General features: G+C 69.1%; 10 protein-coding genes and 1 riboswitch. Of the genes, 3 read left to right on the top strand and 7 right to left on the bottom strand.

Going from position 1 to position 23,924, the window contains the following annotated elements; translation table 11 throughout:
* Positions 1 to 2: 2 nt before the first annotated feature.
* Positions 3 to 743 carry a hypothetical protein gene (locus ACM2ZB_RS15585; protein ID WP_416056113.1) on the top strand — a complete coding sequence of 247 codons (741 nt, stop codon included), beginning with the start codon at positions 3 to 5 and terminating at the stop codon, positions 741 to 743.
* A 150-nt stretch (positions 744 to 893) separates the two neighbouring features.
* A riboswitch (yybP-ykoY riboswitch) is annotated at positions 894 to 1,062 on the top strand.
* Positions 1,063 to 1,072: 10 nt separating this feature from the next.
* Positions 1,073 to 1,648 carry a manganese efflux pump MntP family protein gene (locus ACM2ZB_RS15580; RefSeq protein WP_079224342.1) on the top strand — a complete coding sequence of 192 codons (576 nt, stop codon included), beginning with the start codon at positions 1,073 to 1,075 and terminating at the stop codon, positions 1,646 to 1,648.
* A 39-nt stretch (positions 1,649 to 1,687) separates the two neighbouring features.
* Here the strand turns inward: ACM2ZB_RS15580 and ACM2ZB_RS15575 are convergent, their stop codons facing one another.
* Together ACM2ZB_RS15575 and ACM2ZB_RS15570 are read right to left on the bottom strand one after the other, a co-directional pair.
* Positions 1,688 to 5,134 carry a NahK/ErcS family hybrid sensor histidine kinase/response regulator gene (locus tag ACM2ZB_RS15575; protein ID WP_416056112.1) on the bottom strand — a complete coding sequence of 1,149 codons (3,447 nt, stop codon included), beginning with the start codon at positions 5,132 to 5,134 and terminating at the stop codon, positions 1,688 to 1,690.
* 41 nt (positions 5,135 to 5,175) lie between these two features.
* Positions 5,176 to 6,534: a sensor histidine kinase gene (locus ACM2ZB_RS15570; RefSeq protein ID WP_416056111.1), complete on the bottom strand. Its 1,359-nt coding sequence runs from the start codon at positions 6,532 to 6,534 to the stop codon at positions 5,176 to 5,178.
* Between the two features lie 242 nt (positions 6,535 to 6,776).
* Between ACM2ZB_RS15570 and ACM2ZB_RS15565 the strand changes: the two genes are divergently transcribed.
* Entirely contained in the window at positions 6,777 to 8,564 is a 1,788-nt protein-coding gene (locus ACM2ZB_RS15565) for a tetratricopeptide repeat-containing diguanylate cyclase (RefSeq protein WP_313436450.1), read from the top strand.
* 3 nt (positions 8,565 to 8,567) lie between these two features.
* Here ACM2ZB_RS15565 and ACM2ZB_RS15560 read toward each other — a convergent pair whose 3' ends face one another.
* The 5 genes from ACM2ZB_RS15560 to ACM2ZB_RS15540 all read right to left on the bottom strand — a co-directional run bounded on the left by ACM2ZB_RS15560 (position 8,568) and on the right by ACM2ZB_RS15540 (position 23,899).
* Positions 8,568 to 9,590, bottom strand: coding sequence for an OmpA family protein (locus tag ACM2ZB_RS15560; protein ID WP_416056110.1), 1,023 nt, complete (start codon positions 9,588 to 9,590; stop codon positions 8,568 to 8,570).
* A gap of 11 nt (positions 9,591 to 9,601) precedes the next feature.
* On the bottom strand, positions 9,602 to 12,961 hold the full coding sequence (locus tag ACM2ZB_RS15555) for an Ig-like domain-containing protein (protein WP_416056109.1): 3,360 nt from the start codon (positions 12,959 to 12,961) through the stop codon (positions 9,602 to 9,604).
* Positions 12,958 to 20,730 (bottom strand): SdrD B-like domain-containing protein, encoded by a 7,773-nt coding sequence (locus ACM2ZB_RS15550; protein WP_416056108.1) that lies wholly within the window; start codon positions 20,728 to 20,730, stop codon positions 12,958 to 12,960. The genes ACM2ZB_RS15555 and ACM2ZB_RS15550 overlap by 4 nt, the downstream gene beginning before the upstream one ends.
* A gap of 235 nt (positions 20,731 to 20,965) precedes the next feature.
* A complete protein-coding gene (locus ACM2ZB_RS15545; RefSeq protein ID WP_416056107.1) occupies positions 20,966 to 21,727 on the bottom strand; it encodes a response regulator transcription factor in 762 nt (253 codons plus the stop codon).
* A 24-nt stretch (positions 21,728 to 21,751) separates the two neighbouring features.
* A complete protein-coding gene (locus tag ACM2ZB_RS15540; RefSeq protein ID WP_416056106.1) occupies positions 21,752 to 23,899 on the bottom strand; it encodes a S46 family peptidase in 2,148 nt (715 codons plus the stop codon).
* Positions 23,900 to 23,924: the final 25 nt, after the last annotated feature.

The raw sequence follows: 23,924 nt of genomic DNA, 5'->3' as shown, positions 1-23,924 counted from the left end.
CGATGGACCTCTGGACTTTGATCGAAGCCGGCGGATCGAGGATCGGCACTATTCGCCGTTGCGAGTGGGTGCTGGTCGATGCCCAAGGCATGAACGTCAACGCCGGCCATCGCTGCTCCCGTCTCGCGTACTGTATCGAAGGTGCTTTCAAGCCAATCATCAACGGCTTGGAGCATGAGCACTTCCTTCGCACTCTCCGCGGAGCGAATTCTGGGACGTACTTGAATGCCAGTGGTGAGGTATCCGACGGCCCAGTGTCGCGAGTCCGCGTTGCCCCGCCGGGCTGGACCGGCGCCCCTCTCCGCATCACGGAACTGGAAATTTCTGGTGACTACTGCCGCCTACGGCTGGATCCAATGGAATGCGCGTTCAACGAGAGAGCCTTCTTCCTGACGCGTGCAGAAAGGGACACTATCCGCGCATTGATCGCTTTCGTTCGCGCAGGCTGCCCGGATGGCCCCAGCCCTCCAGGCTTCCCCATTGGCCGCAACGAAGATTTCCGACGTGCAGTGCTCGAGTACTTCTCTGATCCGCCCGACCCCGCCAATCACTCCCGGATCGATGTTCCCAGCGACGAGTATGTTGCCAGGCATGCAGCCATCCATGGGCCCAGCTCTGTCGTTCTCATCGAACTGGATCTGTTCGCAGATGGCGAGCGTTGTGACCTGACAGCTACGTTCGACCTTGATCGCCGGAGCACGGTGGACAGCGGCCCCAGGCTCTATGACATGCATGTGATGTAGCCGGTCGCGGCAGCGAAGCCCTGCCGGCCAGCGGCCGGCACTACCAGGCGCCGCTGCGCTCGCGATATAGCCTTCGCTATACAAACCAGCCCTGCCTGCGCGTTTGCCCTGAAATGCGCCACGCGCGGATCGCGATGCTAAGCTTCGCGTCCCCTTGGGGAGTAGCCGGATTCCTACGCAGGAATCGTCCACGTCAACATACTCGGCCAGTGCGCCGTGGCGTGGACAACCATGATGGTTGGCGAGACCAGCGGCCCGCGCGCGCAACGTCAGGTTGGGCGCGAGCGCGAGCCGTGCGTCCGTCCTTGCCCGACCTTCAGCAGCCGCCAATGTCTCCTGTTTCGATCCTCCTGATCGGCTTTGCCATGTCCACCGATGCCTTCGCTGCCGCGATCGGCAAGGGTGCGGCGATGCGCAAGCCGGTGTTCCGCGATGCGCTCCGCGCCGGCATCATCTTCGGCGTCATCGAGGCGATCACGCCCATCATCGGCTGGCTGCTCGGCCGCGCCGCCCTGCAGTACGTCGAAGCCTTCGACCACTGGATCGCCTTCGGCCTGCTGGTCGCGCTGGGCGTGCACATGATCATCAACGGCGTGCGCCCGGACAGTGGCGAAGAGGACGAGGATCCCTCGCAGCACCACGGTTTCTGGAAGCTGGCACTGACCGGTTTCGCCACCAGCATCGACGCGATGGCTGTCGGTATCGGCCTGGCCTTCATGGACGTGCATATCGGCGTGATGGCTGCGGTCATCGGCCTGTGCACGCTGACCATGGTCACCGCCGGCATCATGCTCGGCCGCGTGCTGGGTGGCATGGTCGGCAAGCGCGCCGAGATCATCGGCGGCGTGATCCTGGTGATCATCGGTTCGACGATCCTGTACGAACACCTGCACGGTGTTGCGTAACACGGTGAGGATTGCGGGGTTGCCGGCCAGCGGCCGGCACTACCTCGCGTCGCGCAGCGCGCCAAGGAAGGCGCGCAGCGAGGCCGGCTTGATCGGCTTGGTCAGCACGCGGTAACCGCGTTCGCGGGCCATGCGCTTCAGTTCATCGCGGCCGTCGGCGGTCAGCAGCGCGCCCGGCAATGGGTAACCGGCGGCTTCGCGCAGCGCCACCAGCGCGTCCAGGCCATCCATCCGATCGTGCAGGTGGTAGTCCACCAGCATCACCTGCGGCTGCACGGCCACCTTTTCCAGCGCCTGGTCCACCGTCGATGCAGTGATCACCTGCACCTGCCAGCGGCCCAGCAGCGCGCGCATGCCGTCGAGGATCTCCTCGTCGTTGTCCACGCACAGCACGCGCATGCCGGCCAGTGAATCACTGTGCACCGGCGGTGCGGCGGCCTGGGCGGGCAGCAGCGGCTCGCTGTAGCCGGGCAGCGGCGCAACCCGCGGCAGGATGATCGAGAACATCGAACCACTGCCGACCCGGCTGCGCGCATTGAGACGGTGGTCGAGCAGGCGCGAGATGCGCTGGCAGATCGACAGGCCCAGCCCCAGGCCCTGCTCGCCCCAGTCAAAGGGCTGCTGGTAGCGATGGAACTCGTCGAAGATCTGTCGCATGTGGTGCTCGGGAATGCCCGGGCCGGTGTCCCACACCTGCAGTTCCACTTCATCGCCGCGCTGGCGCACGGCCAGCACGATGCGGCCCTGGCGGGTGTAGCGCAGCGCGTTGGCCAGGAAGTTCTGCAGCACGCGGCGCAGCAGGCGGCGGTCGCTGCGCACCCAGGTGGTGCGCGCGAACAGATCCAGGCGCAGGCCACGGCCAGCGGCCACCGGCGTGTACTGCGCAGCCAGTTCGCGCATCAGCGCGCTCACGTCGAATTCGCCGATGACCGGGTGCAGGCCGCCAGCGTCCAGTCGCGATACGTCCAGCAGGCCATCGAGCAGTTCCTCGGCCGCGCGCAGCGAGGCATCCACACGCTCGGCCAGATGCTTCTGCTCGTCACTCACGTGGTCGCTGTCACGCAATGCCGAGGCGAACAGGCGCGCAGCGTTCAGCGGCTGCAGCACGTCATGGCTGATTGCGGCCAGGAAGCGGGTCTTCGACTGCTGCGCGACCTCGGCTTCATGCGAACGCTCGGCCACGCGCTGCTCCAGCGTTTCGTTGGCTTCCAGCAGTGCTTTTTCGGCGTGCTTGTAATCGGTGATGTCGTTGTAGCTGGTCACATAGCCGCCGCCGGGCAGCGCCTGGCCACGCATTTCGATCACCTTGCCATCGCTGCGGGTGCGCTCGAACACGTGCGGCGAACCGGCGCGCATATAGCCAATGCGCCGATTGATCTGCACTTCGATGTCGCCCTCGCCCAGCTCACCACGCTCGGCGTTGTACCGGATCAGATCCGCCACCGGGCGGCCCACGTACAACATGCCGTCGGGGTAGCCGAACATGTCCTGGTAGCGGCGATTCCACGCGGTCAGGCGCATGTCCGGGTCGACCACGCTGACGCCGGCGCTGATGTTTTCCAGCGTGGTCGACAGGATCTCGCGGTTGAAGCGCAGTTCCTGGCCGGCTTCGTCCAGCACCGCCACCACTTCGCCCAGGTCCATGCCCGAGCCACGCAGCAGGCTGGTCAGCAGCAGGCGCGCGGATGCGGCGCCGATCGAGGCCGCCAGCAGGCGTTCGGTGAACTGGACCCAGGGCCGGTCGGCCGGTGCCGAAGACTGCAGTTCGCGGCCCAGCGACTGTGCCTGCTCGAAGAACGAACGCCGTGCATGGCGCTCGCCCACCACGCGCGATGCCAGCGCCAGCAGATCGCCCACATGCACATGGCCCGGCCAGCCACCGGCCACCGACGGGCGCTCGGCATAGGGATCGAGGAAGGGCGCCGCGCGCAGGCGTTCGTCCACGCCGGGGCGCCAGCGGACCGAAACCAGCATCATCGTGGCCGCGTTCACCAGCAGCGACCAGAAGGTGCCGTGGGTGAGCGGGTCCCAGCCGGTCATGCCGAACAGCTGCTGTGGGCGCAGCCACTCGATGCCGAACGGGCCGTGCTGCACCCAGGCCGCATCGACCCAGCCGGCCATCGTCATCGCCGGCAGCAGCAGGGTGTACAGCCAGGTGCCGAAGCCCAGCAGCATGCCCACCTCGACGCCACGGCGGCTGGCGCCGCGCCAGTACAGGCCGCCGATCAGGCCCGGCGCGAACTGCGCTACCGCGGCGAAGGCCATCAGGCCATACGATGCCAGCGTGCTGTCGTTGCTGCTGCTGCGGTAATAGCTGTAGGCCATCAAGGCCAGCAGCAGGATCGCCAGGCGGCGGATCCACAGCACCCGCGAGGCCATGTCGGCCGCTTCCTGGTGGTCGCCACTGCGGCGCAGCAGCACCGGCATCACCAGATCGTTGCTGACCATGGTGGCCAGCGCGATGGAGGCGACGATGACCATGCCGGTGGCGGCGGAGAAGCCGCCCACATAGGCGATCAGGGCCAGCGCGTTGCGCCCCTCGGCCAGCGGCAGGGCCAGCACCATCGCATCATCGGCCACGCTGCCGCCGGTGCCGAACAGGGTGACGCCGGCGGTGGCGATCGGCAGCACCATGCCCGAGATGAGCACCAGGTAACCACCGAACATCCAGCGCGCGCGGCGCACGTCGCGCACATCACCACACTCGACCACGGCCACGTGGAACTGGCGCGGCAGGCAGATGATGGCGAGGAAACTGAGCAGCGTCTGCGAAATGAAGCCCACCGGTGGCAGCCCGGTGAACAGCGTATGCACCGATTCGACCACCGCATCGGTGCGGTTGCTCAGCCACAGGTAGGCGAACACGCCCACGGCCAGCATCGCCAGCAGCTTGATGACCGATTCGAAGGCGATGGCCAGCATCATGCCGTGGTGGTGCTCGGTGGCATCGACCTGGCGGGTGCCGAACAGGGTGGCGAACAGGGCCATCAGCAGCGCCACGTACAGCGCCGGATCGGTGAAGAAGCCAGTGGGGCCGGTGTTGCCGGTCAGCACCTGCAGGCTCATCGCCACCGCTTTGTACTGCAGGGCCAGGTAGGGAATGATGCCGATCAGGGCGATGATCGCCACCAGCGCCGCCAGGCGCCGCGAGCGGCCGAAGCGCGAAGAGATGAAATCGGCGATGGACACCACGTTCTGGCTGCGCGCGATCAGCGCCAGGCGCTCAATGATGCGCCAGCCGAACAACAGCAGCAGCAGCGGGCCGATGTAGATGGGCAGGTAGCCCACGCCGTTGCGCACAGCGGTGCCGACCGCGCCGTAGAAGGTCCACGACGAGCAGTACACGGCCAGCGCCAGGCTGTAGACCACAGGCCGCAGCCACGGGCGATCGGGGTACATCGGCCGTCGGTCACCCCACCACGCCACGCCGAACAGCAGCGCGGCATAGGCAACCGAGACCAGCAGCAGGATCCAGCTAGAGACCACAGGTGCGCTCCGCAGGCATCATCCAGCCATTCTAGGGGGTGTCAGTCCAGCGCGCTGGCTGGCAGTTCGATCACGAACGTGGTGCCCTGCCCCAACGCACTGTGCACCGCGATGCGGCCGCCGGCATTGGCCAGCAGGTTGGCGGCCACCGCCAGGCCCAGGCCGGTGCCCTGCCCGCTGGGCTTGGTGGTGAAGAACGGCTCCAGGCAGCGCAGCCGCACGGCCTCGCTCATGCCCCGGCCATCGTCGCTGACCCGCAGCTGCAGCGGCTGCCCGTCGCCGTCCCACGCCAGCTGCAGCGCGAAGCGCCCGCCCTCGGGCATGGCGTGGTTGGCGTTGGCCGCCATGCTGATCAGCACCAGTTCCAGCAGCGCCGGGTCGAACAGGATCCGGCAGCGCACCGCGCCGGTATCCACCTGCACCTGCACGCGGCGATCGAACAGCTGGCGCAGCACCGGCTCGATGGCGGTGATGCTGGCGGCAGCGTCCAGCGGCTGCGGACGTGCCGGTTCCTGCCGGCTGAAGTCCAGCAGCCGCCGGGTCACGGCGGTGGCACGCCGGGTGGCGGCTTCCACGCCGAGCAGCGCCTGCTGCAGTTCGGCAGCATCGTCGCTGCGCCGGCCCTTGCCGGCATAGCCCATGATCACCGCCAGGATGTGGTTGAAGTCATGCGCCACGCCGCTGGCCAGGCGGCCGACGTTCTCCATCTTCAGGGCGTGCACCAGCTGTTCGCGCGAGCGCTCCTTCTCCTGCATCTCCAGCTGCAGCGCATCGCGCTTGCGGGCCAGTGCATCGCCGCGCCGCAGCGCCGACTGCAGGGCCTCGCGCAGCAGGCCCAGGGTCTGGTCCAGCACCAGCGCCACCAGCAGCAGGCCGCCCACGGTGAACAGCAACACGTGGGCCACCGACCAGATGCGGTCATCACTGAAATAGGTCGATACCAGATCGCGCCAGGCGCCCAGCAGCACCGACAGCAGCAGCCAGCTGGTGGCCAGCCACAGGCTGCGGCGGCCCAGCAGCACCCCGGCCACGAGCACCGGCAGCAGGTTGAACAGCTGGCCACGATTGGCGAAGGCCATGCCCCACTGGAAGTAGGCCACGCTGGCCAGGGCCAGGCTGCCGACCACGTACAGCAGGGTGGCGATGCGTTCCTGGCCGCGCCCCAGCACCAGCAGGCAGGCGCCCAGCAGCACGCCCTGGGCCATGGCTGCGGTGGCCAGCAGCGGTTCGGCGGTCACTTCCACCTGCAGCCAGCGCAGGCCGACACCGCCCAGCTGCAGCGCGAACAGCACGCCGAACAGCAGCTGCAGCATCTGCCGGCGGCGGGTCTGCAGGCGCAGGTCGTCCTGCACCGGTTCCGGCGCGGGCGCGGCGGTCGTCGCTGCGGGGTCGGCCGCCATCGGTCGCCTTCCTGTCATGGTCGCCGCAAGGCGGGGTCGCTATATTACGGTCCAGCATGACTGGACGGGCCCGGCCCGCCACGCGCGGCACCATCCTTGGGGAAGGGGGGCGACCGCCGGCCTTCCGCCTTCCCCGTGCCCTGCCTGCCATGCCCTTGCCTTGCCGACTGCTTCTCCTGCTCTGCTGCCTGGCCCTGCCGAGGCTGGCCGACGCGCAATCCTCGCGCGCCGGCGACAACGACATGGATCCCGTGCGCCGCTGCCACGCCACGGTGCGCGTCGCGCCACAGGATGCCCTGCGCATGGCCGACGCGCTGCTGGCGCGGGTGCCGCTGGACAACGCGATGGAAACCGGCGCACTGACCTGCCGGGCGGTGTCCCTGCAGGCGCTGGGGCGCAGCGATGATGTCAGCGTGGCCCTGCAGCAGCTGCAGCAGCTGGCCGCGCGCCCGGGCCTGGTCAAGCGTGACCGCCGGGTCGCGCTGTTCGCTGCGCAGACCCTCATGGCCGATCGTGGCGATACCTCCGGCGCCCTGCACATCCTGCAGGAACTGCTGGACGAGTCCACCACCGACAACGACGCGCAGCAGCAGATCATGGTGCTGATGGGCCTTGCCGGCGTGCATTCGCAGGGCCTGGGCGACGATGCCGGCGCGCTGCGCTATCTCGACCGGGCGCTGGACCTGGCCAACGCACTCAACCGCGCCCCGCACGAGGGCGACGTCGGCCTGCGCTACAACCGCGCCTTCGCCCTGCTGTCGCTCAAGCGCTATGACGAGGCCGACCGCGCCCTGCGCGATGCCGAGGCCATGGCCCGCCGCGTGGGCGGGCAGGACCTGCTGTTGAACCGGATGGCCGGCCACCGCGCCGAGATCCAGCGCATGCAGGGCCGGCTGGACGTGGCCGAGGCAGGTCTGCGCCGCATCCTGCCGTGGCAGGCCGCCAACGATCCGCAGGGCCAGGTCGTCACCCTGCAGCGCCTGGCCCACATCGAACTGGCCAAGGACAGGGCGGACCCGGCGCTGGCGCTGGCCAGCGAAGCCCTGGCGCTGGCACGGCGCATCCAGTTCGTGGCCGAGGTGCGCACCTCGCTGGAACTGCTGTTCGAAGTGCAGACCCAGCGCGGCGACAGCGCGGCAGCACTGGCTGTGGGTCGCGAGCTGCGCGATCTGGACCAGCAGCGCACCCGTGGCCAGGCGCTGGACCAGCTGGCCAGGCTGCAGACCCGCACCGACCAGCAGCTGGGCAACGGCCAGGCCCGCGACCGCCTGCTGGAGCGCCGCGACCGCCTGCTGCGCAATGCTGCGCTGGTGGGCCTGCTGCTGGTGGTGGGCGTGGCCTGGTGGCTGCAGCACCGGCACCGGCGCCAGCGCCGCCAGCTGCAGGCGCTGGGCCGCAACGACCGGCTGACCAGCCTGCCCAACCGCACTGAAGCCGAACGCCGCCTGGGCGCGTTGCCACGGGCACGTGACCCGCTGCGGCGCACCGCCCTGCTGCGCATCGACGTGGAAGGCTTCAAGGAATTCAATGATCGGCATGGCCAGCACGCCGGCGACCAGGCCCTGCGGGTGCTGGCCGATGCGCTGCGCCAGCTGGCCGACGAACACGATCTTCTGTCGCGCTGGGGCGGCCGCAGCCTGCTGGTGGCACGTGCCGATACCACCTGCGAAGCCGCCACCGCGCTGGCCGCGCAGCTGCAGTCACGGCTGTCCGGCCTGCAGCTGCCGGGCCGCGGCAGCGAATCGCTGCAGGTGTCGGTGGGGTTGGCGCCGCTGCCGTTGTTCGCGCACGGCCCGGCCGTGCCCGATGACAGCCTGCGTGCCATCGATCGCTGCCTGCAGGATGTCGCCTCGCTGGGCCATGCCGGCTGGGCCGCGCTGTGGGGGACGGCCGAGGCCGGCGCCGTGGATGTCGATGCGGTGCTGCGCAACCCGCTGCAGGCCGCCGCGCAGGACCAGGTGATCCTCGCCAGCGGCGGACTGCACGGCTGGACCGGCGCGGCCAGCGCCGCGCCTGCCCATGCCGTCTGAGCGTCATTCCAGTTCGAAGCGCACTTCCACCCGGCGGTTCGGCAACAGGCACTCCAGCAGCGCCGCACGCGGCGTCACGCCCGCGCACTGCTGCACCTGCCGGGTATCGCCCACGTAGCTGAAGTCGATCATGGCCGGCGCCACACCGCGGCCGGCCAGCAGCTCACGCACGGTACGTGCACGGCGTTCGGACAGTGCCTGGTTGTAGTCGAAGCCACGGCCCTGCATGCGGTCGGCATGGCCGACCAGCTGCACGTGCCGCAGGCGGCGGCCTTCGGCCTGGATCGTGGCCAGCGCGCGGTCGATGCTTTCCAGCGAGTAGGTGCGGATGTCCTGGTAGCGGTCGCGGTCGAATTCGAACAGCACGTTGGCCACCAGCGGGCCCACGGCCTGCGGCGCGGCCGGGCCGGCATCGCACTGGCGCGCCGCCGCCTCGGCATCGTTGAGCAGGTCTTCGGCGATCTGGATGTAGGGCTTGGAATGGCGCCACTGCTGCTGGTTGAACTCGTTGCCGGCATGCACCAGCTCGACTTCGCCACAGGCCGCCTTCTGCTGCGCGCACATGAAGCCGGGCGTTCCCTGCAGCGCACGCAGGCGCTGCCACAGGTCATCACGCAGGTGCTTTGCGTTGTTCACCAGCGGGGTGTCCATGGGCAACGGCGACTGCCCGGCTTCCATGCCGGCGATCAGCTTTTCCGATTCGGCCAGCGCCTGCTGCGGGAAGTCACTGCGGTCATTGCGGGTGTATTCGTGGAAGGACACATCCAGCCAGCATTGCGCCTTGGACAGATGGTAGTCACGCACCGGGCGGCCACCGTCGTTCAGTGCCTGGATGCGGCCCTGGGTGCGCTCATACGCCTGCAGGTCGGCATGGATGGCCTGGTCGGTGATGCGCTGTGCCGGTGCGGCCAGCGTGGTCTGCGCCGATGCGCTGCCAGCCAATGCCAGCAGTGCGGCCGCGGCAAGCGCGCTGCGGCGTGCGTGGAAGGGGCGAAGGGAAACAAGCGGGAAGGCGGAACGGATCATGGGCGGTGTCCTCAGCGTGCCGGGTCGCGATAGCGGACCGGGTCCGGCCGGAAAAGGTCTTCGTCGAACTTGAAGCGCAGGCGCAGGAACGCGCCCTGCTGGGTGTATTCGTAGCCGTTGAGGTCGCGGTCGCTCTCGAAGCCGGTCCAGTTGTAACCGGCCGACAACCACAGGTTCTGCCGCAGCAGGCGACCCACTTCCACGCCCCAGGCGTACTGGTTGGCGCCACGCTGGCCACGGAAGGTCGAGGCCAGCAAGCCGATGTCCCAGTTCTCGGTCACGTCATAGACCACGCGCCCGGACAGCAGGATGGCGTGGAAGCGGCTGTTCACGCGGGTGCCATCGCCATAGGCGAACTGGTCCTGCTGCCACTTGCCGGCGATGCGCCCGGTCAGCCACCACGGCCGCGACGGGTGCCAGTCGGCATGGCTGGACACGATGTGCGCACGGGTCCGCACATCCTGGCTGCTGCCATCGACCACCGCACCGTCCAGCAGGGTCAGTCCGCTTTCATCGCGTTCGAGCTTGTACTCGTAACGCATCAGCGCATTGACCCGGTTGCGGTCGGTATCGCGGTAGGCCAGGCCGATCTGGAAGCGGTCCTGCAGCACATCGCCCCGCGCGTCGTAGCGGGTGCTGAGCAGGTAGTTGCGGCCCAGCAGGGTCCAGTCGCGGCTGAGCTTGCGCGCCACCATGAACTGCAGCAGCGTGGTGTCGAACGCTTCGTTGGCGGCCGTGTGCGGCACATCCTCGGAAATGCGGTGCTCGATCCGCACCGCACCCCGCCACAGCGGGTTGGCGGTGTAGTCCAGGGCCACGGCCAGGCCGGTGCTGTCGCCCACATCGCCGCTGATCACGTTCACGTGCTCGGCCGAACTGCTCAGGCGCAGCCCTTCGCGCACATCCCAGGTATTGCGGATGCCTGAAGCGGCCTGCACATCGCGGCCACTGATGGCATCGCGCAGGCGGTACTCGCTGAAGGCCTGGGTATCACGCAGGTAGGTGCTGTCGATACCGAACACCCACGCGTCGGCGTCGCGGTCGGTGGTGGTGATGCCCCAGGCGCTGGTCAGGCCGGTCTGCCGTTCATAGCGCCCGTAGAGGCGGCTGCGCTCCAGCACCTGGTAGTCGACACCGGCCGCCACGCGCTTGCGCTCTTCGCCGCTGATGCTGCGTTCGATCTCGGCGCCGGCATTGAAGCGTTCGCTGATGCGGTAGCCGGCGCCCAGACGGGCACTGTCCGATTCCAGTTCGGTGCCCACCGGCAGGCGGCTTTCCACCGTGCCGGCACCGGCACCACTGTTGATCACCATCAGCCCGGTCTGCGGATCCAGCGCCTGCTGGCCGTACCCCAGCGCGCCGCCGCCGGCGCCGGTGGCGAAACCACCGGTCAGGCCGCCAGCATTGCCATAGGGCGATGCCACCGACCACGGCGAGGTGGTACCGACGGTTTCGCGGATGCTGCGCAGGCCGCCATCCAGGGTCAGCCGCTCGCTGGCCTGCACGCGCACGCCGGCACCCGCGGCTTCGCGCTTGCCACCGTCCGGGTTGCGGTCTTCGCTGCGCAGGCCTTCGGCGTACAGCTCCAGCTTCGGGCCCAGCGTCCAGCTCAGGCGTGCGTTGTACTCGCCACGGCCGCCGTACAGCGGCGATGCCTGGTTGTCGAACTGCGGATCGGTGCGGGCGGCGAACAACCGCGCCTGCAGCCGCTCGCCCTCGTGGGCGAACTCGACCCGCCACGCATTGCCTTCCACCTCGCCGCTGACATCACGCAGGCCTTGTGAGCCCACCTGGTTCAGCGAATTGGTGTTGACCTCGCTGCGCGTGCGCGCGACTTCGGCCACCAGCCAGGTGTTCTCGCCGAAGCGGTAGCCGGCATTGGCGCTGGCCATGCGGAACGGTGCGAACGGATTGCGGTCCTCGACCACCGATGCGCCCACTTCCAGCGCGTCGGTCACCTTCACCTGTGCGTCGGCGCCGCCCACCCAGTACTTCTCGGTGCCCTGGTCCAGTTCATAGGTGATGCGCAGAGATACCGGATTGAGGTCGCTGTCGAACGCACCCAGGAACTGGTTCAGCAGGATGCGGCCGGAGAACGGCTCGAAGCTGTAGTCGACCAGCCGCGCCAGGCTGCGCACCGACACGATGCGCGAGGGCTGGTTGCGGTCGCGCACGATCACTTCCACCCGCTCGCTGCCTTCCAGCACGGCGTTGTTGCGCAGGGCGTAGGGACCACTGCCCTGGCTGGCGAATTCCTCGATCACCTGCTGCAGCGAATCGTGGATGGCGAACACGTTGCCACGTACGCGGTCGTTCTCGTAGTGCCAGCCCAGGCCAGTGGCGGTGCGGTTGTAGGTGCCCAGGCTGCGCTGCGGCACGCGGGCGCTGCTGCCCAGGCCGGTGGCCGTGGCCAGGCTGTCACCGGTCTGGAAATCGCCATACAGCAGGTAGCTGCGGCGGTTGTCCACGCGCACGTACAGGCGCTCGGCCGACCGCGCATCGAAGCCACGCAGCGATGCGTCACCGTAGACCGGGTAGTACTCGTCCGGCTGGATGTCGCGCAGCAGGCGGCCGCGGGTTTCCTTGTCCGAATCGTAGGCAGCGGTGAGCAGGTACTCGCCCTTCACCCGGCCCTTGACGAAGAACGCCGTGCGCGCAGCCGCGCTGGCCTTGCCGTTGTTGAACTGGCGCTCCCAGCGACGGATGTCACGGTCGAAGCCATCGCCGCTGGTGACCGGTGCGATGGCACTGGCATTGGAGCGGCGGCGGAAATTGATCACCCCTTCGATCAAGCCGGTGGCCAGCATCTCGCGCATTTCCGGCACGAAGCCGATCACGCCCTGCGCGGTCTGGCCGTCGGCGGTGACCCGCAGCACCACGTCCTGCGGCTCGTGCGGGGCCAGCAGCGCGAAATGGGCAACGCCGTCCACCGCCTCCACCTGGATGCCGGGGATCACCTTGTCGGCATCCTGCGCGGCCGGGCCGAACTCGTCGGTGCCGGCACCGGGCAGCTGCAGGCGGCCGCCGCTGTGTTCGACGGTGACGAACTGGCGACCCTGCAGAGGCTGGCCCTGCGCATCGCGCAGCAGCACGGTCACCTGCACCGGGCTCTGCCCGTCGGCCGGCACGCCATCGCGGTCGAGCTCGACCATCACGCGATCCACGCCTTCGGCCATGGCCGGGTTGGCCAAGGCCACCGGCGCGTCGTCGCGGCTGGCCGGGCTGCGCGGGTACAGGCTGCCCGCCTCACCCAGTACCGGGGTGAAGTGGCTGCCGGTGCCGATGCTCTGGGCCATGGCCGGCAGGCTGGCCAGCGCACAGGCCAGCAGGCTCAGGCGCGGCAGCTGATGCAGTGCGAAGGCGCGGCTCATCGCTGCACCTCCGGCGCCGCCGCGTCCTGCGGCGGTTCAGATCTGGGTTGCACGATCGGTCTCTGGTTGGCGGAGTCGGTGGCCTGCTGCGGCGCCCGCGCCGGCTTGCTTTCAAAACGCAGCGCGCCCTGCCCGGCTTCGGTCTCCGGCGCGCGCACTTCACCCTGGGTGCGGCGGGCCTTGACCTGTTCCAGCACCGGGTTGGAACAACTGCCCTCGACGAAGTCGGCGCGGTGCAGCTCACCGTTCTTCAGGTCCAGGAACAGGCTGTCGGCGTCGCCGAGGTTGCGGTTGCTGCTGGTGGTCAGGCGCGCACCCTGCGGCAGGGTCGTGGCGTCCACCTTCAGCGTGTGGTTCTGCGGCGGCAGGCCGCAGTAGCTGTACTTGCCTTCCGAATCGCTGACCAGCCAGGTGCCGTCGCTGAAGTACAGGCGCACGCCCGGAATGCCCAGCTCTTCGCTGTCCTGCACGTGGTTGCCGTTGCAGTCGACGAAGACCTTGCCCAGCACGCAGGTGTCGTTGGTGAACACGCCACCGGTGACCCGCACGCGGTACTGCGCCTGGTTGGATGCCAGTGCGCCCGGCAGCGGTGCGACCAGGGTGGTGTCGATGCAGCCCCCGGCAATCGAACAGCCGTGCGCCTGCGCGCGGTTGATGCCATCGCCCTGCTGCGCACCCACGCCGATCCGCACGCGGTAGGTCAGCACCACCTGGCGGCCCACGGCCAGCCCACCCACGTTGAAGCCCAGCAGCGGACCCGGGCGGCCCACCGGCTCGGCAGCGGCGCGGCCATCCACGCGGGCCGTGCCGTCGATGTAGGTGAAGCCACGCGGCAGGCGATCGATCACGTTCACCGTCTGCAGCGCACTGCCGGCGGTCTGGCGCACGGTCAGGGTGTACTGCACGGTGTCACCGATCTCTGCGGTCTGGCGGTCACCGGTCTTGGTGATCACCAGGCCGGTGGCCACGGCGGTATCCAGCGGCAGATGGTTGTGCACCACCGCGGCCGTGGCCGAGCCGGCGAACAGCTGCAGGTGGTAGCGCGTGTCCATGCCCACCGCACCACTGGGCGCGGTGCCGTTGGGCTGCACCAGGTAGTTCGCGCCGCTGTTGCCCGGCGGCGACAGCGCACTGCCCTCCGGCGCGATCAACTGCGAAACGAACTGGTAGCCGGACGGCGGGGTCACGGTCAGGCGGAACTCGCAGCGCGCCGGTGCCGCGGCACTGAAGGCGAACTGGTAGAAGCCCTCCTTGCCCACGGTCATCGAAATGGACGTGCCGTCGATGCGGTAACCACCGCCGGCCGCATTGAGGATGGCCGTTGCCGGATCGAAACCGGCACAGGTGCCCACCGGGGCCAGGGTCACCACCGAGCCCGGTACCGGGTCACGGCTGACGGCATCGTAGACCACGCCACTCGGGTCCACCGGCAGGCTCTGGCCTGGCAGGTGCTGACCGGCGGCCAGCACCACTTCCAGCTGGCTGACGCCCTGCGCATCCACGCGGCAGGTGCTGCTGGTGCCGCCGGCAATGGCGGCATCGGCGGCGCAGGCCTGCTGCGGGGCGGCGCTGCTTTCGCGGGTGACCGGCCACGGCCACAGCACGTTCGACTGCGGATCGCGGAAGCGGATGTTCCACTTCATGCCCGGCACCACATCGCCGAAGCGGTAGCTGCCATCGGCGCCGGTGGTGGTGCTGCGCACCACGCTGCCGGTGGCCGGGTCGACCAGCTCGACGATCCACGACGGCAGGCGCTGGTCGCCCCCATCCAGGACCTGGTCGCCGTCGCCGACGTCGTACCAGACGGTACCGCCCACCGAAGCGGCCAGCTGCACCTTGTTCGGCACGCGGCAGGCGTTCTGGGTGATGGCCGGATCGCACACCGGCAGATCGCTGACAGCGCCTTCGAAGGCGGCCTGTTCTGCAGCGCTGGGCAGATGCGCGGCGTCTTCACCCCCACCACGCACCAGCACGGCGTTGTCGACCTGGCCGGCGTTGGCGGCCGCAGCGGCCACCATCGCCTCCACGGCAATCTCCGCCGGCAGGCGCGCGTTGGCGGCGATCACCACGCTGCTGGTGCAGCGGAAACGATCGGCCCCCACCGCACCCTCGCACTGCCAGCCATCGCCCACCGGCACCGCGGCCAGGGTCAGGCCGGCCGGCAGGCGGTCGGCCACTTCATAGGCGGTGGTGGTGTCGCGCGGCCCGATGTTGCGCACGCTGATGGCGTAGCGGGCGATGTTGTTGACCGTGAACACCGGGCTCAGCGCGCGCTTGGACACCACCAGGTCGGGGGTGTCGGCAATCTCGCCGAAGTCGTTGTCGATGGACTGCATGCCGCTGCCCAGCACGATCGTGCTGATCGCCGACGGCACGGTCGCGCGGTCGGTGGCCACGCCCACGCTGCTGCCAGCCACCGTGCCGGCACGGGTGATGCCGTTGGTGGTGTACGCCGGCTGGGTCGGCTCGGTCACCGTGTAGGTGCCCGGGCGCAGGCCATCGAAGCGGTAACGACCCTGGGCATCGGTGGGCACGTTGGCGTGGATCGCCTCGCCATCGGCGGTGACGCCGGTCAGGACCACGGCGACGTTGGCGATGCCGGTTTCATCCGCATCCACCACGCCGTTGTCGTTGTTGTCGTAGTACACGCGGCCACTGATCGACGCCGCCAGGATCTCACCGAAGTTGTAGTCGGTGGCGACCTGGTTGGCGGCCAGCACGATGGCGGTGACCGCCGACGGCACGACCTGCGTGGTGGTGGCGGTGCCACCGGCGCTACCGGCCACGGTACGGCCGTTCAGGGTGCCGGTCGGCTGCTCCGGTTCGGTCACTACGTAGGTGCCCGGCAGCAGCCCGGCGAACGACCAGGTACCGTCGGCAGCCGTGGTGGTGGTCAGGTCCACCGCCGCGCCGTTGCGGTCGGTACCGGTCAGGCGCACGGTGACGTTGCCGATCCCGGTTTCGCTGGCATCGATCACGCCGTCGTTGTCGGTGTCCAGCCAGACGCGGCCGGAGATCGACGCGCCGGTCGGGTTTTCGCCGAAGTTGAAGTTCTCGCCATCCAGGCCACGGCCCAGATCGATGCGCGACAGGCGGTCGGTGCTGGCAGCATCGCTGCCACCGGCATCGCTGACTGCATTGCCGGCCACGCAGGTGCCCGGCGCACAGGCGCCGCCGCCGATGGTGCCGGCGGTCACCGCGCTGGGGCGGTTGCTGTACGGGCCGGCCGGCAGCGGTTCGCGCAGGCTGTAGGTCAGCGTCGGGTCCAGATCATCGAAACGGTACTGGCCGTTGCCATCGGTCTGGGTGCTGCGCAGCACCGCACCGGTGCTGGCATCGAGCAGTTCGATGGTGGCACCGGCAATGGCCGGATCGCTGCCGACGGTGCGCAGGTTGTTGAAGTCCAGGTCCACGTACACGTAGCCGGACAGGCTGGGGCGGCGCACTTCGGGGAAGTCGTAGCGCGTGGCGGTGGCACCCTGGCTGCCGATGGTCCCGCCGGCAACGACGGTGTCCACGCCCAGCACGGCGATGTACTGCGACAGGCCCGTGCCATCGGCATCGGCGCGGTAGCTTTCCGGATTGAAGGTGGCCGCGTCGCTGCCCGTGGTGGGCGGGGCGAAGCTGCTGTTCTGGTAGCCGGTAACCGGCACCTGCTGCACCTGGTAGCCGACCGCATCGGACGGCGACAGGTTGTCGAAGCGGTAATGGCCGCTGGCGTCGGTGGTGGTCACCAGGTCCACCGCATTGCCCTGCGCGTCGGTACCGCGCAGGCGCACGCTGACCCCGGCGATGCCCGGCTCGCCTGCCTGCTGGCTGCCGCCATTGCCACCGGCCTGGTCGTTGTCGACGAACACCGTGCCGGACAGCGACAGGTTCACCACCTCCAGCGGTACGCGGGTGGTGTCGTTGCCCGGGTTCTCATCGACCTGCTCGGTGCTGATGCGCGCATCGTTGAACGAGGTGCCGCGCGGCGCGGTGCTGCCGGCCGGCAGCGTATCCCAGCGCGCGGGCACCAGGATGCGGACCTGGCCGGGGTTGCCGGCGGCGTAGGTCAGGTCACCCACTTCACAGGTAATGGTCACGCCGCTGAGCACGCAGCTGCCACCGCCATTGGCGGTCGCGCCCGGATAGGCCGGTCCGGCCTTGGTCCAGGTGATCGCGCCGGTCACCACCACGCCTGCCGGCAGGGTATCGGTCACCACGGTGCCGGTGCCCTGCAGCTGCGAGGTCGCGCTGCGGTCCTGCGACAGACTCTGGCCGTTGCCGTTGTTGCGCCCGGTCAGCACGTACCAGAACGGCTGGCGCACGCTGACCATCGACACGCTGGCCGGCAACGCCACCAGCGGCGATGCATCCGGCGCGCGGGCCACCATGGTCTTGGCCACCGACACGTCCGAGCGCATGAAGATCGTCGTGGTTTCTTCGGTACTGTTGTTGCTGGGGTCGGCGTCGGCACCGATGTCGTTGCCGGTGACACGGGTTTCGGCCGAGTGCACGGTCACCCCGTTGCGCAGGGTGTCACCGCCGCCATCGGGCGCGGTGTCGTAGCGGTAGCGGATGTACAGATCGCTGAAGGTGTTGGCGGCGATCGCACCGTCCTCGTCGCTGCCGGCAAAGCCCGAACCGGGCATCTGGCAATCCAGGCGCAGCGCGCTGCTGCCGTCACCGGCCAGGGTCGGGTTGCCACCGATCACGGTGCAGCGGGCGGCGCTGTAGCTGCCGGCGGCGGTCGTCGAAGCGCCCAGGTAGGTGACGGTCTTGCCGGCCGGCGGCACCAGCGCATCCAGCACGCGCACATCGGTGGCCAGCGACGGCCCCTGGTTGCTGGTGCGGATGCGGTAGGTGATGAGGTTGCTGCCCGCATCTTCCGGGTTGAACGGCAGCGGATCGATGCCGCCAGTGAAGCCGGTGTCGTTCTTCTGCACCAGCAGGTCCACCTCGCCGCTGCCGAAGGTCAGCACCGCCTGCTTTTCATCGTCGGCCGTGGTGGCCACGCTGTTGTAGTTCCACGCACCATCTGCATTGCTGCCCTGGGCGCCGCCATTGATGGCGAAGCTGGCGGTGTTGCTGAAGACGCGGCCGCTGTTGTCGGCGTTCACATTCGGGCGGATGGCCAGGTTGACGGTGTCCACCTGGTCGTTGCCCAGACTGCGGGCCGGGCACACCAGGGTCAGCGTGCGCGGGTTGCTGGCATCGCTGTTGCGGTAGGACAGGCCACCGGCGGTGGTGCTCTGGATGATCTGCGTTTCGCGTTCGCTGAAGCTGCAGGCCACGGCCGGGCTGCCGGCCACTTCGGCCTGCAGCACGGTGAAGCCACTGTCGCCCGGCAGCAGGGTGAAGGTATCGCGGTACACGATGCCCGGGACCGTGGAAGGGCCCTGGTTGCGGTACTGGATGCGGTAGCGCGACTCGACACCGGCCTTGCCGCTGGTGGCGCCAGTGGTGATGTCCTTGGCCTGGGTCTGCACGTTGGCCACGCGCTCCACCCGCACCCAGTCGCTGGCGTTGTTGTTGCCCCAGTTGGTTTCACCCAGCGAGCCGGCGATGCTGCCATCGATGCCGACGCCGGCGGTATTGCAGTGGAAGTGGCCCCCGGCCGGTGCGTTGCCACTGGCCACGCAGGTGCTGTTGCTGGCGCTGGCCGCGGTGCGGCCCACGCTGTCGAGCAGGAAGCCGGGCGTGTTGCCGGCGTTGTGCAGGGTGACGGTGATGGTCACGCTCTGGTTGCTGGCCAGCACCGCCGTGCCGGAGCGGCAGGTGAGCGTGCCGGCGGTGATGGTGCAGGCGCTCCAGCCGGTGGGCGTGGTGGCTTCGGCCACGGTGCGGTTGCTGCCCTGTGCCACCCAGCCCGGCAGCGGATCCTGCACCACCACGCCGGTGGTGGGCGCGCCCAGGTTGGTGACAGTGATTTCATAGCGCAGGCGGTTTTCGTTCACCTGCACGATGTCGTCGTTGCCGTCGGCCACGGTCTGCTTGCTGATCGAGAGATCGGCCGCCTGCGCGGTCGCGGCCACCGAACTGCCGCTGCAGTTGTTGGCGGTCACCTTGTCCTGGTTGACGCCACCTTCGGTCAGCGGCTGCAGCGAGGCCGGGCCGCCGGACGGGGCCGAACCGCCGGTGCAGGCATTGTTGGTCAGGGTGCCCTGCTCACGCGCGCGGGTGATCAGCTGCAGGGTGGCGAACGGCGTCGCGGCGTTGACCGCACCCGGCAGGGCGCCGGTGTAGTTGCAGGTGACCACCTGGCGCTGGCCGCTGGTCCATGCGGCCGGTGCGGCCGAACAGGTGAACGGACCGCTTTCAACGCTGCGGTACTCCTCGCCCAAAGCGAGCACATCGACGATCTGCACCTGCCCGGTGACGCGCGAAGGACCGTTGTTGGTCAGCCGCAGCGTTGAACGCATGTCGCTGTCACTGGTGTTGCCGGCCGGAACCTTGGGCCCGCCGCCCTGCACGGCCACCTTGGTCTTGCCCAGCGCCAGGTCGGCGCCATCGGCCAGCACGCTCACCTGGGTGGTGGCGGTGTTGTTGTCGGTGCCGCGGTTGGGGTCGTTCGGATCGGGCGTGATGGCCGACGCGATCACCATGCTGGCCGTGTAGTTGCCGGGCGTGCCCGGTGCCGTGGTCTGCAGGCGCAGCACCTCGACCGTACCGCTGGCCATGCTGCCGCTGCGGTTGCAGGTCACATTGGCGCCGGTGGCGCTGCAGTTCCAGCCCGCCGGTGCGGTAACGCCGGTGTAGTTGAAACCGGCCGGCAGGGTACCGGTGATGCTGACCGTGTCCGACGTGGCCGGGCCGTTGTTGCGCGCGGTCATCACGAATTCCACCGTCTGGTCGGTGGTGGCCGGCGCCGGCGAAGGCGTCATCGACAGCTGCAGGTCGGCACCGGTGGTGACCACGGTGTCGACCTGGGCGTTGTCGTTGTCCGGGCGCGGATCGGTCACGCCGGTGCTGCGCACGCGCGCGTGGTTGGTGACCGTGCCGCTGCCCACCTGCAGGCGTGCCCGGAACTGGAAGGTGGCCGTGCTGCCGGCCGCCAGGCTGCCGGCGTAGGTTGCAGTGACGGTGCCGGCGTTGAAGGTCCAGCCGCTGCCGTTGAAGCTGTTCGCCACCACGGTGGCACCGACCGGCAACGTGTCGACCACGGTGAAGCCGGTGGCCGTGCTCGGGCCCAGGTTGCGCACGGTCAGCACATAGGTCACTTCGCCGCCACCGATCACGGTGGCCGGGGCGGCACTCTTCTGCAGCGCCAGGTCGGCGGCGTTGGTCAGCGTGGTCTGCTGGCTGAGCCGGTTGTTGGCCGGGTTGCTGTCGCCGGAGAAGAACGGATCGCTGTTGGCCAGGCCGCTGATCGGCGTGGCCGGCGACGGCCGCGATGCGGCGTTGCCGATGGCCGCGTAGGTGGTGACCGCGCCGGGGTTCAGGCCCTGGGTGTCCACCAGCAGCTTCAGCGTCATCTGGCTGTTGCCGGCGAAGGTCGGGTACAGGCACTCGATGCGGGTCTGGGTGGCGGCACTGCAGGCTGCCGGCAGGTTCGCCGCGCGGGTGCCGGCGGGCAGGTCGAACACCGCCGCGACATTGGTACCGGCGGCGGCGTCGCTGTTGCTCAGGGTGACGTCGTAGACCACCAGGGCACCCACCGGCGCCGGATCGCTGCTGTCACCACTGGAGGCCGTGCCATCGCTGTTGCGCCAGGCCGACGTGGAATCGGACAGCTGCGACACCGACAGGTTGACCGCCTGCGCGGCCGGGGCCAGGCCCAGCAGCATGACAAATGCGAGCGGCCACAGACAGGCACGCACGGACGGCAGCAGCGGGCGCGTCCACGCCCGGATTCCTTGCTTGTACACGACAGTTCCCCAGCAGCGACCACCGGCAGGGCGCTCGGTGGAAAAATCGCGGGGATTCTGCGCAGCGCGGCGCAGCAAGGCAGTGCCAGTCGATCACGCTGGCTCACACTTGCTCACACCGGGGGGCACCATGGCGCCTGCGGGCGCCGGCCGGTCAGGTTCCGGGCACGAACAGGTAGCCGCTGCCGCGCACCGCGCGCAACGGCAGATCCTGCGCGCAATCACGGCGGGTGCGCGTACGCAGGCGGTGCACCAGCACGTCCAGCCGGTGCGGATCGAAATCCCAAGGGTCTTCGGCAACGGCGGCAATCAGTTGTTCGCGGCCCACCGGCAATCCGGGCGTATCCAGCAGCAGGCCCAGCAGGCCCCGCTCGGCGGCGGTCAGCGCCAGCTGGGCACCGGCGGGCGCGACCAGGGTCCAACCATCATCCCGCAGCTGCCAGCCCGCATCGGACGCAGGCGCAGGCGCAGCGGCGGCACCGGCCGCGGGTTCGCCCGCCGTGGGCAGGCGCCGGCGCAGGCTCTGCAGGGCCGCCGCCAGCACATCCACGTCCAGCGGCTTGACCAGGTACAGATCAGCCCCCTGGGCCAGGCCGTGGGCCATGTCCCGCGCCTCGCCGCGCCCGGTCAGCATCACGATGCCCATGCGCGCGGCCTGGCGCAGGTGTGCGGCCACCGCATAGCCATCCTCGCCGGGCAGGCCGACATCCAGCACCACGATGTCGCAGCGGTCGGTGGCCAGCTGCCGGTACAGCGCCTCGGCGCTGCCCAGGCCGACCGCCTGCGCACCCCGCCACTGCAGATCGTCCAGCATCAGCGCGCGCAGCTCGGCATCGTCCTCGACCACCCAGACCGACAGTCCGGCCAGGGTGGTGCGGGGATCGACGGCCGGTGCGTTGGCGGGCGGCAGGTTCATCGTCGCGGGCGGGCGCTGCGTGCCTTATTCGGCCGGCACGCCCATTTCCTTCAGCAGCTCCGGTGCCGGATAGACCTTGGCCAGCAGCCAGCGCAGGTAGCGCATGTCCACGTGCACGGCGCGCTTGAAGCGCGGGTCGAACCACCAGCTGGCACTGACCGATTCCCAGTTGCTGTCGAAGTTCAGGCCGATCAGTTCGCCCTTGGCGTTGAGCACCGGCGAACCGGAGTTGCCGCCGGTGGTGTCCAGGTTGGTCAGGAAGTTGACCGTCTGGGTCTTCAGCGCCGGGTCGGCGGTGCTGCCGAAATCACCCTTGGCAATGGCTGCCAGCAGCGGCTTGGGCGCATCGAAGGGATAGGCGTTGGTGTTCTTTTCGACGATGCCGGCCACGGTGGTCACCGGCGAATAGGTCACGCCGTCACGCGGGTGCAGCGCCTCGACCTTGCCGTAGCTGATGCGCAGGGTGCGGTTGGCATCGGGGTACACGGCACGGCCCTGCTTGGCACGCCAGGCGAACAGTGCCTGCATGTAGGCCGGGCGCAGGCGCAGCTGCTCGCCTTCGCGGGTCTTGCTCTCGTTCTCGATGCGCAGCTGCGCGGCCACCAGCGGGCCGGCCACGGCGATCAGCGGATCGGCGGCCAGGGCCTTGCCTTCGCGGGCAGCAGCGAAGCGCGACAGGCGCTGCGCCTCGTCACCCAGCTGGGTGCCGGCGTACAGGCTGTCCAGCGCCTTGGCCAGCTGCTCCGGGGTACGACCGAAGGCCGTATCGAATTCGGCCACGCGCTGCGCATCCGGCAGCTGCTGGTAGCGGGTCAGCAGGCGGGTCAGCAGGGCCTTCTCCACTTCCGGTGCGTAGCGGCGCTGCACCTGCTTGAGCACGCCTTCGATCATTGCCTGGTCGCGCTGCTGGTAGCCGGTTTCACGCTGCGCATCCGGCTTGGCCGACTCGATGCGCAGGCGTTCCAGCAGCAGCGCCGAGCGCAGCAGCTGGGTCTGCAGGGCCATCTGGTCCAGCAGCAGGTCACGCTCGCCCACCGCCGCACCCTGCGACAGGTTGGCCAGCAGCGCCTTGATGTCGGCCTGGTACCTGCGGTCGGTGGCGGCCAGCATGGCGGTTTCGTCGGCCGCACGCTGCGCCTTGGCGTCGCTGCGCAGCAGGCCTTCCAGCTCACCGGCAGCGCGCTTGCGGTTGTTCTTCAGCGACTGCAGCTGCGAGGCGTAGCGGGTACGCGCCTGCGCATCGTTGGCGCTGGCCGCTTCGATGGTGTCGATCATCTGCTGGAACACCGACACGCGGCGCGGCAGCACGGCATCGATCTGGCCGGCGAATTCGGCCGCGGTGCGGTGGCGGTAGGTGATGCCCGGGTAACCGGCCAGCATCGCATAATCGCCTTCCTTCGGGCCTTCCACCGACATCTGCAGGTGCGCCGGCGCCTGGTAGGGCACGTTGTCCTTGCTGTAGGCGGCCGGCTTGCCGTCCTTGCCCACGTAGGCGCGCAGCAGGGTGAAATCGCCGGTGTGGCGCGGCCACATGAAGTTGTCGATCTCATCGCCGTAGTTGCCGATGGCACGCGGCGGTGCGTAGACCAGGCGCACGTCGCTCAGTTCCAGCTGGGCGATGCGGTAGAAATCGGTGCCGTAGTACATGTTGGCCACCGAGCAGCGCACGCTGCCATCCTTCTCGCACTCGGCCACAATCTGCTTGCTGGCCGCATCGACGGCGTCGAAGTAGGCGCGGCCGGTCTTGCCCTTGGCCTGGGCCAGCACCTGGTCGGTCACCTTGTCGAAGCCGACGGTGACCAGCACGCGGAAGTCCGGGTTGGCCGGACGCTCGTCGGCGCGGCCCTGGGCAATGAAGCCCCCATTGATCAGGTCGTGCTCGGGCGAGCTGTTGTACTGGATCACGCCCATCGCCACGTGGTGGTTGGTCAGCAGCAGCCCATCGGCGGAAACGAACGAGGCGGTGCCACCGCCAGCACGCACCACCGCGCTCAGCGGCGGCGCGGTGACGTTGGCCAGCTCGGCCGGGTTGCCCTTGAAACCGGCCGCCTTCAGCGGCTTGGCCAGCTCCGGCAGCTGGGTCGGCATCCACATGCCTTCATCGGCGTGGGCGCCTGCGGCGAGGGTCAGGCCCAGGGCCAGGGCGGCAGGAAGGGTTTTACGGGCAGACATCGGCGTTTCCGGCAATACAGAACAG

Source organism: Stenotrophomonas maltophilia (assembly GCF_047782825.1).
Lineage (GTDB): Bacteria > Pseudomonadota > Gammaproteobacteria > Xanthomonadales > Xanthomonadaceae > Stenotrophomonas.
The sequence above is the reverse complement of the archived record's forward strand: the minus strand, read 5'-3'. Positions and strand labels throughout refer to the sequence as shown.